Annotated in this window: 12 protein-coding genes, 1 pseudogene and 1 riboswitch; of the genes and pseudogenes, 2 read left to right on the top strand and 11 right to left on the bottom strand. The window is 73.5% G+C overall.

What is annotated here, in order from left to right:
* Nucleotides 1-61: 61 nt before the first annotated feature.
* A complete protein-coding gene (locus NNW99_RS29975; RefSeq protein WP_215122291.1) occupies nucleotides 62-997 on the top strand; it encodes an SCO1860 family LAETG-anchored protein in 936 nt (311 codons plus the stop codon).
* Nucleotides 998-1,031: 34 nt separating this feature from the next.
* On the opposite strand, the gene cobC is transcribed toward NNW99_RS29975, so the two are convergent.
* The 11 genes and pseudogenes from cobC to NNW99_RS30030 form a co-directional block, all read right to left on the bottom strand.
* Nucleotides 1,032-2,087, bottom strand: a complete 1,056-nt coding sequence (cobC, locus tag NNW99_RS29980; protein ID WP_215122292.1) for an Rv2231c family pyridoxal phosphate-dependent protein CobC — start codon at nucleotides 2,085-2,087, stop codon at nucleotides 1,032-1,034.
* The gene (locus NNW99_RS29985) at nucleotides 2,077-2,895 is read right to left on the bottom strand and encodes a sirohydrochlorin chelatase (RefSeq protein WP_215122293.1); all 819 of its coding nucleotides are present in this window, start codon (nucleotides 2,893-2,895) and stop codon (nucleotides 2,077-2,079) included. Before NNW99_RS29985 ends, cobC begins: the two co-directional genes overlap by 11 nt.
* A gap of 101 nt (nucleotides 2,896-2,996) precedes the next feature.
* Nucleotides 2,997-3,404, bottom strand: a pseudogene (locus tag NNW99_RS29990) (cobalamin biosynthesis protein); the annotation flags it as partial.
* Nucleotides 3,405-3,421: 17 nt separating this feature from the next.
* On the bottom strand, nucleotides 3,422-4,804 hold the full coding sequence (locus NNW99_RS29995) for a cobyrinate a,c-diamide synthase (protein ID WP_215122295.1): 1,383 nt from the start codon (nucleotides 4,802-4,804) through the stop codon (nucleotides 3,422-3,424).
* The gene (gene cobO, locus NNW99_RS30000) at nucleotides 4,804-5,403 is read right to left on the bottom strand and encodes a cob(I)yrinic acid a,c-diamide adenosyltransferase (RefSeq protein WP_215122296.1); all 600 of its coding nucleotides are present in this window, start codon (nucleotides 5,401-5,403) and stop codon (nucleotides 4,804-4,806) included. The genes NNW99_RS29995 and cobO overlap by 1 nt, the downstream gene beginning before the upstream one ends.
* Nucleotides 5,403-7,424 carry a putative cobaltochelatase gene (locus tag NNW99_RS30005; RefSeq protein WP_215122297.1) on the bottom strand — a complete coding sequence of 674 codons (2,022 nt, stop codon included), beginning with the start codon at nucleotides 7,422-7,424 and terminating at the stop codon, nucleotides 5,403-5,405. Before NNW99_RS30005 ends, cobO begins: the two co-directional genes overlap by 1 nt.
* A 130-nt stretch (nucleotides 7,425-7,554) precedes the next feature.
* Nucleotides 7,555-9,066, bottom strand: coding sequence for a cobyric acid synthase (locus NNW99_RS30010; RefSeq protein ID WP_215122298.1), 1,512 nt, complete (start codon nucleotides 9,064-9,066; stop codon nucleotides 7,555-7,557).
* A complete protein-coding gene (locus NNW99_RS30015; protein WP_215122299.1) occupies nucleotides 9,063-10,004 on the bottom strand; it encodes a cobalamin biosynthesis protein in 942 nt (313 codons plus the stop codon). Before NNW99_RS30015 ends, NNW99_RS30010 begins: the two co-directional genes overlap by 4 nt.
* A 120-nt stretch (nucleotides 10,005-10,124) precedes the next feature.
* A riboswitch (cobalamin riboswitch) is annotated at nucleotides 10,125-10,198 on the bottom strand.
* A gap of 192 nt (nucleotides 10,199-10,390) precedes the next feature.
* The gene (locus NNW99_RS30020) at nucleotides 10,391-10,612 is read right to left on the bottom strand and encodes a hypothetical protein (protein ID WP_184599685.1); all 222 of its coding nucleotides are present in this window, start codon (nucleotides 10,610-10,612) and stop codon (nucleotides 10,391-10,393) included.
* 34 nt (nucleotides 10,613-10,646) lie between these two features.
* Complete coding sequence (locus NNW99_RS30025) at nucleotides 10,647-11,888, bottom strand: inorganic phosphate transporter (RefSeq protein WP_215122300.1); 1,242 nt, start codon at nucleotides 11,886-11,888, stop codon at nucleotides 10,647-10,649.
* Nucleotides 11,889-12,032: 144 nt separating this feature from the next.
* Complete coding sequence (locus NNW99_RS30030) at nucleotides 12,033-12,581, bottom strand: GH25 family lysozyme (RefSeq protein ID WP_370869213.1); 549 nt, start codon at nucleotides 12,579-12,581, stop codon at nucleotides 12,033-12,035.
* Nucleotides 12,582-12,762: 181 nt separating this feature from the next.
* On the opposite strand from NNW99_RS30030, the gene NNW99_RS30035 reads away from it, so the two are divergent.
* Entirely contained in the window at nucleotides 12,763-13,494 is a 732-nt protein-coding gene (locus NNW99_RS30035; RefSeq protein ID WP_215122301.1) for a class II aldolase/adducin family protein, read from the top strand.
* The last annotated feature ends 7 nt before the right edge of the window (nucleotides 13,495-13,501 follow it).

Raw genomic sequence — 13,501 nt, forward strand, 5'->3', positions numbered from 1 at the left:
CTGTACGCCGGGTGCGCGATTCTTTCCGGGTCCCGAGCCTGTCACTCCAGGAGTCCCCACCGTGAACAGCACTTCCTTCCGCATGCCCGCACGCCGTCTGGCCACCGTGGCGACGGCCACGGCCCTCGCCGCCGGGCCCGTGGCACTGACCGGCGTGAGCCCGGCGCACGCCACCGGCGACCACGGACGCGCGAGCGCCGTCGTCCTGCGCACCGGCCTCGACGTCTCCCTGCTGAACAAGTCGGTCGAGGCCCCGCTCACCGTCTCCCTCAACGAGGTCCAGGCCCCGCAGAGCGCCGAGAAGGCCGCGCTGACCGCCCGCCTGGACGGGGTGAACGGCGGAAAGCCCTTCAGCGTGCTGCGCGCGGACGTGGCCGAGGCGAGAGCGACCGCGACCGCCACGAAGGCCGAGGGCAGCACCACTCTGGCCCGGGCCCGCGTCCATGTCCCCGGCCTGCCGCTGCTGTCGGTCATCGAGATCGAGCAGGTCACCGCGAAGGCCGTCTGCGAGGCCGGGAGGAAGCCCGTCGCCACGACCGACCTGCCCGGCTCGGTCACCGTGCTCGGCAAGCGCGTCACCCTCACCGCCGGCGGCCCGACGGACGTCAAGGTGCCGGGCGTCGGCGACGTACGCCTGGACCTCCGCAAGACGGAGACGACGTCCCGCACGGCCACCGCCACCGCCCTCCGACTCAAGGTGTCCGTCAACCCGTTGAAGCTGAACGTGGCCGAGGTGAACGGCACGCTCACCCTGGCCGAGGCGACCTGCGAGACACCGAAGTCCGCCCCCGCCGCACAGCCACCGGCCGACCCGTCCACCGCCCCCTCCGCCGAGCCGTCCGACGCCCCCGCAGCGATCGAGCCCCAGGGCGCGCCCGCCGAGGAGAACCTGGCCGACACGGGCGGCAGCTCGACGACCCCGTACATCATGGGCGGCGCGATCGCCCTCCTCGCCGTCGGCGGGGGAGCGGTGGCCCTGGCACGTCGCCGGGGCTGAGTGAACCAGCCGCCTGGGGTGTGACGGTGAACCGTCAGCCGGTCACCGCGCGCTCCAGCGCCCGCAGGAACCCGTCCGTCGTCGTCCGGTCCCGTACCGCCAGCCGGAGCCATTCCTCGTCCAGGCCGGGGAAGGTGTCGCCACGGCGCACGGCGTAGCCGAGGTCCCGCAGGCGGCTGCGGACGGCGGCCGCCTGCGGCAGGCGGATCAGGAGGAAGGGGCCCTCGGCCGGCTCGACCGTCCGCACCCCGGCCTCGGCGAACCGTGCGAGGCCCGCCACCAGGTGGGCGCGGTCCGCGGCGACGCGATGGGCGGCGTGGGCCGCCTCGGCCACGCCCCGGGGGCCCACGCACGCCCGCGCCGCCGCCAGCGCCGGTGTCGACACCGGCCACAGCGGCTGCGCCCGCTCCAGGTCCTCGATGGTCTCGGGCGCCGCCAGCACGTACCCGATGCGCAGCCCGGCCAGCCCCCAGGTCTTGGTCAGGCTGCGCAGCACCACCAGACCGGGGACGTCGACGCGGCCCGCGAGGGCCTCGCGCTCACCCGGCACCGCGTCCATGAACGCCTCGTCCACCACCAGAACCCGCCCGGGACGGGCGAGCCCGGCGATCGTCCCGGCAGGGTGCAGCACCGACGTCGGGTTCGTCGGATTGCCGATCACCACCAGGTCCGCGTCCTCGGGCACGTCCGCCGGGTCCAGCCGGAAGCCGTCCCGCGCGCGCAGCAGCACCCGGCCGACCGTGTGCCCCGCGTCCCGCAGCGCCGCCTCCGGCTCCGTGAACTGCGGATGGACGACGACCGGCCGCTGCACCTTCAGCGCCCGCGCCAGCAGCACGAACGCCTCCGCGGCGCCCGCCGTCAGCAGCACCCGCTCCGAAGGCAGCCCGTGCCGCTCCGCCACCGCCGCCCGTGCGGCCCGACCGTCGGGGTAGGCCGCGAGCCCGCCCAGCGACGCCGCGATGTGCTCCCGCAGCCACACCGGGGGAGTGTCGGCCCGGACGTTCACGGCGAGATCGACGAGCGAGCCGCCGTCGTCCCGGACCTCCGCGTCCCCGTGGTGGCGCAGATCGTGCCCGCTCTCAGTGCGCATGCGAGTCCGCCTCCCGGTGGACGTGCCCGGCCGCGTGACGGCCCGCGACGGCCTCCTCGTACCGCTCCCACACCAGGTCCAGCAGCTCCGGCTCCGGACCGATGACGCCCGCCGAGCACACCTCGATCTCCGGGTGCGCCTCCGCCCAGCCCTCCGTCTGCTGCCGCACCCGGTCCGGCTGGACGCCGGTGAACAGGAAGTACGGCAGGACCACGATCCGCCGGGCCCCGAGCCGTACACACCGGTCGAGCCCGTTCGGCACGTCCGGCGCCGCCAGCGAAGCGAACGCCGTCTCGACCCCCGCGTACCCGCGCCCCTCCCACAGCAGCCGCGCCGCCCTGTGCACCTCGGCGTTGGCGTCCGGGTCCGTGGACCCGGGCCCCACCAGCAGCACCGTCACATCGGCCCGGTCACCCGGCCTGCGTGCCCCGGCACCGCCCAGCGCCTCGTCCAGCCGCCGTTCCAGCACGTCCAGCAGCGCCGGATGCGGGCCGAGCGGGGGCCCGTACGAGTACGAGATCCCCGGGTGCCGCTCCTTCTCACGGGCCAGGGCCGCCCGGATGCCGCCCTGGGCGGTCCCGGCGGGCACCAGCACCAGCGGAACGGCGGTGAAGTGCCGTACGCCCCGCTCCACCAGCTCGGCGACGGCGTCGCCCAGCGGCGGCCGCGACGGCTCGGCGAAGCCGCCCGCGACGGGCAGTTCGGGGCGCCGGGCCCCCAGCTGGCGTACGAACGCGCGGAACGCCTCGGATCCGGTGTCGTCGCGGGTGCCTTGGCCGGCGATGAGCAGGGCGGGAGGGGTGGTCACAGGTGCTCCTCGGCGGAAGTGGGGTGGTACGGCGGGACGTTGAGCGCGGCACGGTACGCGATGCCCGCCGCGGCCGTCTCGATGTCGCGAGAGGTGTCCGGTCGGGCATCGGCCCCGAGCCCGTCCACCGCGAGCCCTCCGTGCCCCGGCCGCCGTACGACGGCGCAGGTCGCCCGCGCCGGGCTCGCGGCCGACTTCCGCTTGGGGACGAGGAGTTCACCCCCGCCGGCGAGCGCGGCGGCCTCGGCCACCGACGGGGTACCGGCGGCGGCGAGCGGCACGTCGGACGGGTTCGGCACCTCGACTTCCGCCAACTCCGCGGCGGAGTACGTCACCAGGGGCACCCCGAGCCGCCGCGCGGCCTCGACCACGCCCGGCTCCCCGGCCTTGCCGTCGACCGTGGCCAGCTCGGCGACGCATGCCACGGACAGCCCGGCCTCCCGCAGGGTGTCCTCGACCAGCCCGAGCACCTCCTCGGCACAGACACCCCGCGACGTCCCGATCCCGACGCCGACCAGCCTGCCGCTCATGACGTCCGGCACCTCTCCACGAACCGGAGGACGGCACCGGGCTCTGACGCCCAGTGGGTGTGCAGATAGCTCGCGTGCACACCGCGCCGTACGAAGCCCTCGACCCGCCGCTCCGGGGTCCGGAACCCCCAGGCGGGATCGGGACCCGAGCCGGGCTCCACGGTGGTGCGATGGAATTCGTGACCCCGCATCCGGGTCCCCGCGGCCGCGAGCACACTGTCGCCGACCGCCACGGCGTCCCGGTAGCCCAGGGTGAGCCGCCGCGTCATCCGGGCCGTGGCGTCCAGCACCCCGCACATCGGCTGCCCGTCCAGCTCCCGGCACAGATACAGCAGCCCCGCGCACTCGGCGGCGACCGGGGCGCCGCTCTCGGCCAGGCCGGCGACGGCCTTGCGCAGGGCTTCGTTGGCCGACAGCTCGGAGACGTACACCTCCGGGAACCCGCCCCCGATCACCAGCCCGCTCGTTCCCTCGGGCAGGTCCTCGTCCCGCAGGGGATCGAAGGGCACGACCTCGGCACCGGCTGCGGTGAGCAGCTCGGTGTGCTCGGCGTAGGAGAAGGTGAACGCCTCACCGCCGGCCACGGCGACGCGCGGCCGGGCGCTCTGCTGCGACCGCGTCGGACGGCGGTCGGGCGTGGAGACCGCCTCGGCCGCGTCCCACGCCGCGCCGGACAACGCGCCCGCGCTCCGGGCCAGCCGCATCAACGCGTCCAGATCGCACCCCTCGGCGACCTGCGCGGCCATGGCCTCGACCGCGCCGACCGCCTCCTCGCGCCGCTCGGCGACCGGCACCAGCCCCAGATGCCGCGACGGCGTGTCGACCTGCGGCGCCCGCCGCAGCACCCCGAGCACCGGCACCCCGACCTGTTCCATGGCCTCCCGCAGCAGCCACTCGTGCCGGTCCGTCGCAACCTTGTTCAGGATCACGCCCCCGACCCGCACCTCCGGATCCCAGGTGGTGAACCCGTGCACCAGCGCCGCCACCGACCGGGACTGCGACGACGCGTCGACGACCAGCACCACCGGCGCCCGCAGCAGCTTGGCGACATGAGCCGTCGACGCCAGCTCGCCCTCACCGGCCGCCCCGTCGAAGAGCCCCATCACGCCCTCGACGACGGCGATGTCACACCCTCGCGCCCCGTGCAGGAACAACGGCCCGACCAGGTCCGGCCCGCACAGATAGGCGTCGAGGTTCCGTCCCAGGCGCCCGCTCGCGAGCGCGTGATACCCGGGGTCGATGTAGTCCGGCCCGACCTTGTGCGGGGACACGGCGAGTCCCCGCGCGGCGAACGCGGCCATCAGCCCCGTGGCAACGGTGGTCTTGCCGCTGCCGGAAGCAGGCGCGGCGACGACCAGTCGTGGGACGGAGGAGGACATCACCACTCGATGCCCCTCTGCCCCTTCTGACCGGCGTCCATGGGGTGCTTCACCTTGGACATGTCGGTCACGAGGTCCGCGAAGTCGACGAGCTTCTCGGGCGCGTTCCGCCCGGTGATCACGACATGCTGGGTCCCGGGCCGGCTGCGCAGCACCTCCACGACCTCGTCGGTGTCGATCCAGCCCCAGTGCAGCGGATAGGCGAACTCGTCCAGCACATACAGCTTGTACGTCTCGGCAGCCAGGTCCCGCTTGACCTGCTCCCAGCCCTCCCGGGCCTTCTCCTCGTTGTCCATCTGCCCGTCGCGCTGCACCCACGACCAGCCCTCGCCCATCTTGTGCCAGTCGACGGACCCGCCCTCACCGGACGCCCCGAGCACCCGCAGCGCGTTCTCCTCGCCGACCTTCCACTTCGCCGACTTGACGAACTGGAACACCCCGATCGGCCAGCCCTGGTTCCAGGCCCGCAGCGCGAGCCCGAAGGCGGCGGTGGACTTGCCCTTGCCGATGCCCGTGTGCACGAAGACGAGCGGCCGGTTGCGGCGCTGTCGGGTCGTCAGACCGTCGTCCGGTACGACACTCGGCTGTCCCTGCGGCATTACGCGGCCCTCCTCGAAGTACCCTGCACATCCTTGACCAGCCCGGCGATGGAGTCCGCCCGCAGCTCGTCCAGCGTCACGGCGGTGCCGCCCAGCTCACCCGCGAGCTGCCCGGCGAGCCCCAGCCGCACCGGACCCGTCTCGCAGTCCACGACGACGGACGCGACGCCCTCGGCCGCGAACAGCCGCGCCGCACGCCCGGCCAGGGCGACCGGCTCCGGGCCCCCGGTGGCCCGTCCGTCCGTCACCACCACGACCAGCGGCCGCCGCGCGGGATCGCGCAGCCGCTCCACCCGCAGCACGTCGTGCGCGCGCAGCAGCCCGGCCGACAGCGGCGTACGGCCGCCGGTCGGCAGCGACTCCAGCCGGGTCGCCGCCGCGTCCACGGACGAGGTCGGCGGCAGCGCGACGTCCGCGCCCGACCCCCGGAAGGTCACCAGACCCACCTTGTCCCGCCGCTGGTAGGCGTCCAGCAGCAGCGACAGCACGGCACCCTTCACGGCGCTCATCCGCTGCCGCGCCGCCATCGACCCGGAGGCGTCCACCACGAACAGCACGAGGTTGCCCTCGCGTCCCTCGCGGGTGGCCTGCCGCAGGTCGTCCCGGCGCACCACGAGTCCCGGCCCGGACCGCCCGCGCGCCCGCTGGTGCGGGGCCGCGGCCTGCACGGTCGCCGCCAGGTGCAGCTTGGTGAGGGAGCCCTTCGGCCGCCGGGCGCCCGTGGTCCGGCCGTGTTCGGTGCGGGCCCTCGAACGCCGCCCGGCGGCACCCTCGCCGAGTCCGGGCACGCTCAGCACCTTGGTCCGGAAGGGTTCGGACGGGCGTGCGGCCGACTGTTCGCCGGCTCCCGAGGGCTGCGGCTGCGGCTGCCCTTCCTGCTCGCCCTCCGGCCGGGCCTCCTGGTCCCCGCCCCGGGGGCCCTCGTCGGGGGCCGGCTGTCCACCGCCTCCGTCGGGCCCGTCCGGCCCCGAGCCGGGGTCCGGATCCGGGTCGGGGTCCGGGTCGTCGTCCCCGGAGAACTCCTCCAGGGTCTCGTCCAGCTTGTCCTCGTCAAGTCCCGGCGCGTCGAAGGGGTTGCGGCGCCGGCGGTGCGGCAGCGCGAGCAGCGCGGCCTGCCGTACGTCCTCGGCGAGCACGTCCGTACGCCCCGCCCAGGCCGCCAGCGCGGTCGCGGTCCGGGCCATCACGATGTCGGCGCGCATGCCGTCCACCTCGAAGGCCGCGCAGGTCGCCGCGATCTGCCGCAGCGCGTCGTCGCCCAGCCGCACCGACGGCAGCAGCTTCTTCGCGGCCACGATCCGGGCCCGTACGTCGGCCTCCTCCTCGGCCCAGCGGGCGGCGAACCCGGCCGGGTCGTCGTCGTAGGCCAGCCGACGCCGTACGACCTCGACGCGCTGATCGGGCTCCCGCGAGGCCGCGACCTCGACGGTCAGCCCGAACCGGTCGAGCAACTGCGGCCGCAGCTCGCCCTCTTCGGGGTTCATGGTGCCGACCAGCAGGAAGCGGGCGGCGTGCCGCACGGAGACGCCCTCGCGTTCCACGTACGAGGCGCCCATCGCGGCCGCGTCCAGCAGCAGGTCGACCAGGTGGTCGTGGAGGAGGTTGACCTCGTCGACGTAGAGGATGCCGCGGTGCGCGTCGGCGAGCAGGCCGGGCTCGAAGGCCTTCACGCCCTCGGACAGGGCCCGTTCGATGTCCAGCGCGCCCACCAGCCGGTCCTCGGAGGCGCCGACGGGCAGCTCGACCATGCGGGCCGGGCGGGAGGCGAAGCCCCCCGGCTCGTGCGGCCCGTCCGGGCAGCCGGGGTCGGGCGAGCCGGGGTCGCAGGAGAAGCGGCACTCGGAGACGACGTCCACCTCCGGCATGAGCGCCGACAGCGCCCGCACGGCCGTCGACTTGGCCGTGCCCTTCTCGCCGCGCACCAGCACACCGCCGACCGCCGGTGACACGGCGTTCAGCAGCAGCGCGAGCCGCAGATCGTCCTGGCCGACCACGGCCGTGAACGGAAAGGGGGTGGTCACTTTTCGTCGTCCTCCAAGTCGCCTTCGAGTTGCGGATGGATGTCGCGTCGCGGGTGGATCGGGCAGCTGGTCCAGCGTCTCAGGTGGCCCGGGGCCGCCCCGCGGGCGGTCGGCCTCACCGCCACGGCCCTCATGCGGGCGCTCCCGGCGGGACGAAGGGCAGCCCCGGCGGCGCGCCGGACTCGATGAGCCGCCACAGCGCGTCCGTGTCCGCGTGCTGTTCGATCAGATCGCCGAGCCGGTCGAGCTGCTCCTCGCGCAGCGCGGCGAACGAGGTGTCCGGCGCCGGTACGAAGCGGCGGCCCGCTGCGGCCGCGACCTCGCGCAGGAAGGCACGCCGGAATCCGTCCGACTCCAGCGAGCCGTGCCAGTGCGTGCCCCAGGTCTGGCCGACCCGGCAGCCGTCCAAGAAGGGGTCGCCGCCGGTGACTTCGGCGACCCCGTGGTGGATCTCGTAGCCCTCGACCGGCTCCCCGAGGGCCTCGCCCACCGGCCGGGTGAGGGTCTTCTCGCGCGCGAACCGCACCCGTACGGGCAGGACCCCGAGCCCGTCGACATGACCGAGGCGGCTCTCGACGTCGTCCTCGATGTGCTCGCCGAGGATCTGGAAGCCGCCGCAGATGCCGAGGACCGGCCGCTGCTCGGCGGCCCTGCGCCGCAGCGCGTCGGCCAGCCCGCGCTCCCTGAGCCACTCCAGGGCACGCACGGTGCCCCGGGTCCCGGGCACGATGACGAGGTCGGCGTCGGCCAGCTCCTCGGGCCGGTCCACGAACCGCACGACGACACCGGGTTCGGCGGCCAGCGCGTCGACATCGGTGAAGTTGGACATGAGCGGCACCGCGCAGACGGCGACGCGCAGCACGTCCTCACCGACGGGCGGCGCGACGACGGACTCCCGGACCGTCCCCCGCAGGGAGACGCGCAGCCCGTCCTCCTCGTCGATCCCGAGTCCGTGCCGGAAGGGCAGAACGCCGTAGGTGTGCCGCCCGGTGAGGCCGTGGAGCATCTCGAGCCCCGGCTCCAGCAGGGAGACGTCCCCGCGGAACTTGTTGACGAGGAACCCCGCGACACAGTCCTGGTCCTCGCGCGAGAGCAGGGCGACGGTCCCGAAGAACGAGGCGAAGACCCCGCCCCGGTCGATGTCGCCGACCACGAGCACGGGAAGCCCGGCGCCCCGGGCGATCCCCATGTTGACGATGTCCGTCCGCCGCAGATTGATCTCGGCGGGCGAACCGGCCCCCTCACAGATCACCGCGTCATACGTGCCCCGCAACTGCTCCAGGCAGTCCAGCACCGTCCCGAGCAGCCTCTGCTGCCGCCCTCCGTGATACCCGCGCGCACTGAGCTCGCCGACCGGCTTGCCCAGCAGCACGACCTGGCTGCTCTGCTCCCCGCCGGGCTTGAGCAGCACCGGATTCATCAGCGCGGTCGGCTCCACCCGGCAGGCCTGCGCCTGCATGGCCTGCGCCCGCCCGATCTCGGCGCCCTCCCGCGTCACGAACGAATTCAGGGACATGTTCTGCGCCTTGAAGGGCGCGACCTTGACGCCCTGGCGCACCAGCCACCGGCAGATCCCGGCGGTCACGACGCTCTTGCCGGCGTCGGAGGTGGTACCGGCGACGAGAAGCCCACCGCCCGTCATGACGTACGCCCCTTCACGATGTGGCGCGCGGCGACACAGACGCCGAGCGCGAGCCAGCCGACACGCCTGGACAGCCGTACGGCCCGATCGATGTCCCGGGTTTCGACGCCGCGCCCCGCGTCGTTCAGCACGGGCCGGTGCTCCACACGCCCGCCGTAGGACAGGGTGCCGCCGAGCCGCACCCCGAGCGCCCCCGCGAACGAGGCCTCCACGGGACCGGCGTTGGGACTCGGATGCTTGGCGGCGTCGGCACGCCAGGCCGCCACGGCTCCCCGCGGATCGCCCCCGGCCACGGTCGCGAGTACGGCGGTCAGCCGGGCCCCCGGCCAGCCCGCGACGTCGTCCAGCCGCGCGGAGGCCCACCCGTAGCGCCGGTACCGGGCCGACTTGTGCCCGACCATGGCGTCGAGGGTGTTGACGGCCCGGAACCCGAGAAGCCCCGGCACTCCGCCGACGGCCCCCCACACGAGCGCTCCCACGACGGCGTCGGAGGTGTTCTCGGCAACGGATTCGACGACGGCCCGGGCGATTCCGTCGGCGTCGAGTGCCTGTGGATCCCGTCCGCACAGATGCGGCAGCCGCGCGCGGGCCGCTTCTACGTCCCCGGCCTCCAGGGCGCGCCCGATGGCCTGCGCCTCCCGGGCCAGCGAAGTCCCCCCGACGACGGCCCAGGTGGCGACACCGGTCAGTCCGATCGACGCGGGGGCGGAAGTCCGCACGGCACGCGCGGCGACGGCCCCCAGCGCGACGGCGCCGCCCGCGCACACCACGGTGTGCAGCGCGCCCCACCCCCGGTGGTCCCGCCACAACACCCTCTCCACCGCGCCCGCGGCCCGCCCGAACGCGGCGACCGGATGCCCCCGGCGAGGATCGCCGAGCAGCAGATCACCGATCAGACCGGCGGCGGCACCGTACGCGTGGACGCGACCGGCACCCATGGGCTCAGCCGGCCGAGGAGGCGGACAACGGCGGGGTACTGACCCTGGATCGGCAGCCGAACATGGCGATATGTCCTCACTCAGGGTGTCCACGCCCTGGTTCGACGAGACCGGCGGTGAGAGTTCCTGGCTCCCGGTGAGTGCTACCCCGGTGACAGTGGCGGGACCGCGCCGGACTTCCACCGGCTTCCTCTCCTGCCGCCGCATTGGCCCCGGCAGTCCACCACGGCCGCGAACAGCCGTCAACTTGCCGTTGACCTGCGAGGGGAGAGTGTGGACAAGCCCACACCGCCTGCCTGGCGGGGGGTGCCGACGGCTGTCCCGTGAACGGCGACCGGGCGGCCCGGGACCAAAGCCCCGTGCCGCCCGGCAACAGACGATCGTGCTCAGGCCACGATCAGATAGATCCCGTACCCGACAGCCGCCGCACACGCCGCGAAGCACGCGTACGCGCCCGTCACCGCGAGTCCCGCGGACCCGCCCGCCGCCACCGCACGCTCGCGGCGCGACAGGCCGGTGATGCCGAGGGTGAACAGGCCGACGAGGGTCACGGTGGCCACGAGGCTGACGCCGAAGACGGAGCCGAGGGTCGCCCAGTCGATCTTCATCTCAGAGATTCTTCCTTGTCACCGGTGGGCGGGATCAGACCGTGGTGGTCGTGGTGGAGGGCTTCCGGTCGGCGGAGGCCTGGGCCGGGATCGTGGCGGCCAGTTCCTCGGACGGGCCCGCCGGAGGCGGCGTCACCGCGGCGATCGCGGTGGTCACGACACCGGCCGGCTCCTCGTCGACCTCGTTGACGTTGGTGTGGTCGACGACCTCACGGCGCGACAGCTTCCAGATCACCGCGCTGGAGACGACCAGGAAGATCGCCACGACCGCCGTGCCCCAGTTCCCGAACCCGGTCACGTACTCGGCGAGCGCGCCCACCAGGGCCGCCGCCGGCAGCGTCAGACCCCAGGCGACGAACATCCGCGTCGCCGTCGACCAGCGGACCACGCCGCCCTTGCGGCCGAGCCCCGCGCCCATCACCGCGCCGGACACGGAGTGGGTGGTGGAGAGGGAGAAGCCGAGGTGCGAGGAGGCCAGGATGACCGTCGCCGCGCTGGTCTGGGCGGCGAAGCCCTGCTGCGGCTGGAGGTCGGTCAGGCCCTTGCCCATGGTGCGGATGATGCGCCAGCCGCCGAGGTAGGTGCCGAGCGCGATGGCGATGCCCGCCGAGAGGATGACCCACATGGGCGGGTCGGAGTCGGGGGCGACGGCGCCGCCGGCGACCAGGGCGAGGGTGATGACACCCATCGTCTTCTGGGCGTCGTTGGTGCCGTGGGCGAGCGAGACCAGGCCCGCGGAGGCGATCTGGCCGGCGCGGTAGCCCTTCTTGGAGGCCTCGCCGTCGGCCTTCTTGCCGAGGGAGTACGTCAGCCGGCTGGCGAGCAGCGCGGCGATGCCCGCGACCAGCGGAGCGGCGACCGCCGGGATCAGCACCTTGGTGACCAGGACGTCGCCGTGCACCGCGCCGACGCCCGCCGAGGCGATCGTGGCACCGATCAGGCCGCCCATCAGGGCGTGCGACGAACTGGACGGCAGACCGACGAGCCAGGTCAGCAGGTTCCAGAGGATCGCTCCGACCAAGGCGGCGAAGATGACCTCGGGGCGGATTCCGGCCTCGTCGACGAGGCCTTTGGAGATCGTGTTCGCGACTTCGACGGACAGGAAGGCACCGACCAGATTGAGGACCGCGGACATGGCCACCGCGATCTTCGGTCTCATGGCGCCCGTGGAAATGGTCGTGGCCATCGCGTTCGCGGTGTCGTGGAAACCGTTCGTGAAATCGAACGCGAGTGCGGTTACCACCACAATCGCGAGGATCAGCGAGAAGCTTTCCATTTACCCAGGCAATCGTTCGGCGTCGTTGGCGGGACGAACGTAGGTAACCCGAGTGAACGGAAGATGAACTGGGAGGGGCGCAGGGGTGTCCGCAACAGGGGGCCGTCATTCCGCCCTGGTTCAGCGGCCCTTGTGCCCCAACGATCAACTGCCCCGCGCCAACTGTTTCAGTCGATCGAGTGACCCGTCGAAGAGATTCTGGTCACCCGGAAGAGTGCCGTCGCCGTTGTCGTACTGCCAGAAGGTCCAGGATGCCCAGCCGGCCGGCAGCCGTCCCGGGCTCGCCGCGTCGTAGCGGGCGACCCACAGGTGGTGGTTCGCTGCGAAGGCACGACTGTTGCCCGTGCAGGTGTTCCACCAGTGGGTGGTCGTGTAGATCACCGGGCGGCGGCCCGCGAGCCGCTTGACCTCGTCGCTGAACGACTTGATCCAGCCGGTCATCCCGGCCTTGCTCAGGCCGTAGCACTTGTGCCTCTTGTCGTACGGGTTGTACTCGATGTCGAGCGCCGGCGGCAGTGTCCAGCCGTCCGCGCTCCAGTCGCCGCCGTTGCGCACGAAGTGGGCCGCCTGGGCCCGGCCGGACGACCTGTTCGGCAGGGCGAAGTGGTAGGCGCCGCGGACGAGGCCCGCCGCGCGAACGGCCGCGGCGACGGATCGACAGGTGGTCACGGGCCATGCGATTCCCCCCGGAATGGCAACGTGCACGGCAAATCCCCCAGAGAGTACTGGAGGACCGTTGAATATCCGATGATCTCCGGCCAGCAGTGATCCGCGACTGATTTGCGCAGGTATGCGCCCTTACGGATGCTCGGTTTCCGGCCTAAAGTGCCCCCGCCCGGCGGCGCGTTGAAGGGCCGCCTGGCAGGATCGCCGCATGGCTGAGCAGCGAGGCGACGAGCGGGACACGGGGGACATCGGAGGCGGCGGACAGGATGCGGGGGAGTCACGGCGGAGCGGTGTGCGAGCGGAGGAGGCGCGCGCCTGGGAGGACCTCGTCGCGACGGCCCGCCGGACGGTCGCCGAGGGGCTCGTCGTCGGAACGTCCGGCAACGTCTCGGTGCGCGTCGGGGACACCGTGCTGGTCACGCCGTCGGGCGTGCCCTACGACCGGCTGGCGCCGGACGACGTGACCGGGGTCGACCTCGACGGCCGGCAGGTCCTCGGCACGCTCGTCCCGACCAGCGAGCTGCCCATGCACCTCGCCGTCTACCGCACGACCGGCGTCCGCGCCGTCGTCCACACCCACGCCGTGCACGCGACGGCCGTCTCGACCCTCGTGAGCGAGCTCCCGCTGATCCACTACATGGCCGCGGCACTCGGCGGACCCGTCCGGGTTGCCCCGTATGCGACGTACGGCAGCGACGAGTTGGCCGAGAACATGCTCCACGCCCTCGCCGACCGCTCCGGCTGCCTCCTCCGCAACCACGGCACGATCACCCACGGCGCGACCCTGGACCAGGCCTACGACCGCACCGCCCAGCTCGAATGGATGTGCCGCCTCTGGCTGACCGCCACCTCGGTCCCGGGCCTGTCCCCGAGCCTGCTGTCCACGGACCAGCTGGCCGAGGTGCAAGACCGGCTAAGGGGCTACGGCCAGCGCGGCTGACCTCCCT

Origin of the sequence: Streptomyces sp. CRCS-T-1 (assembly GCF_024442335.1) — a bacterium.
GTDB classification, from domain to species: domain Bacteria; phylum Actinomycetota; class Actinomycetes; order Streptomycetales; family Streptomycetaceae; genus Streptomyces; species Streptomyces koelreuteriae.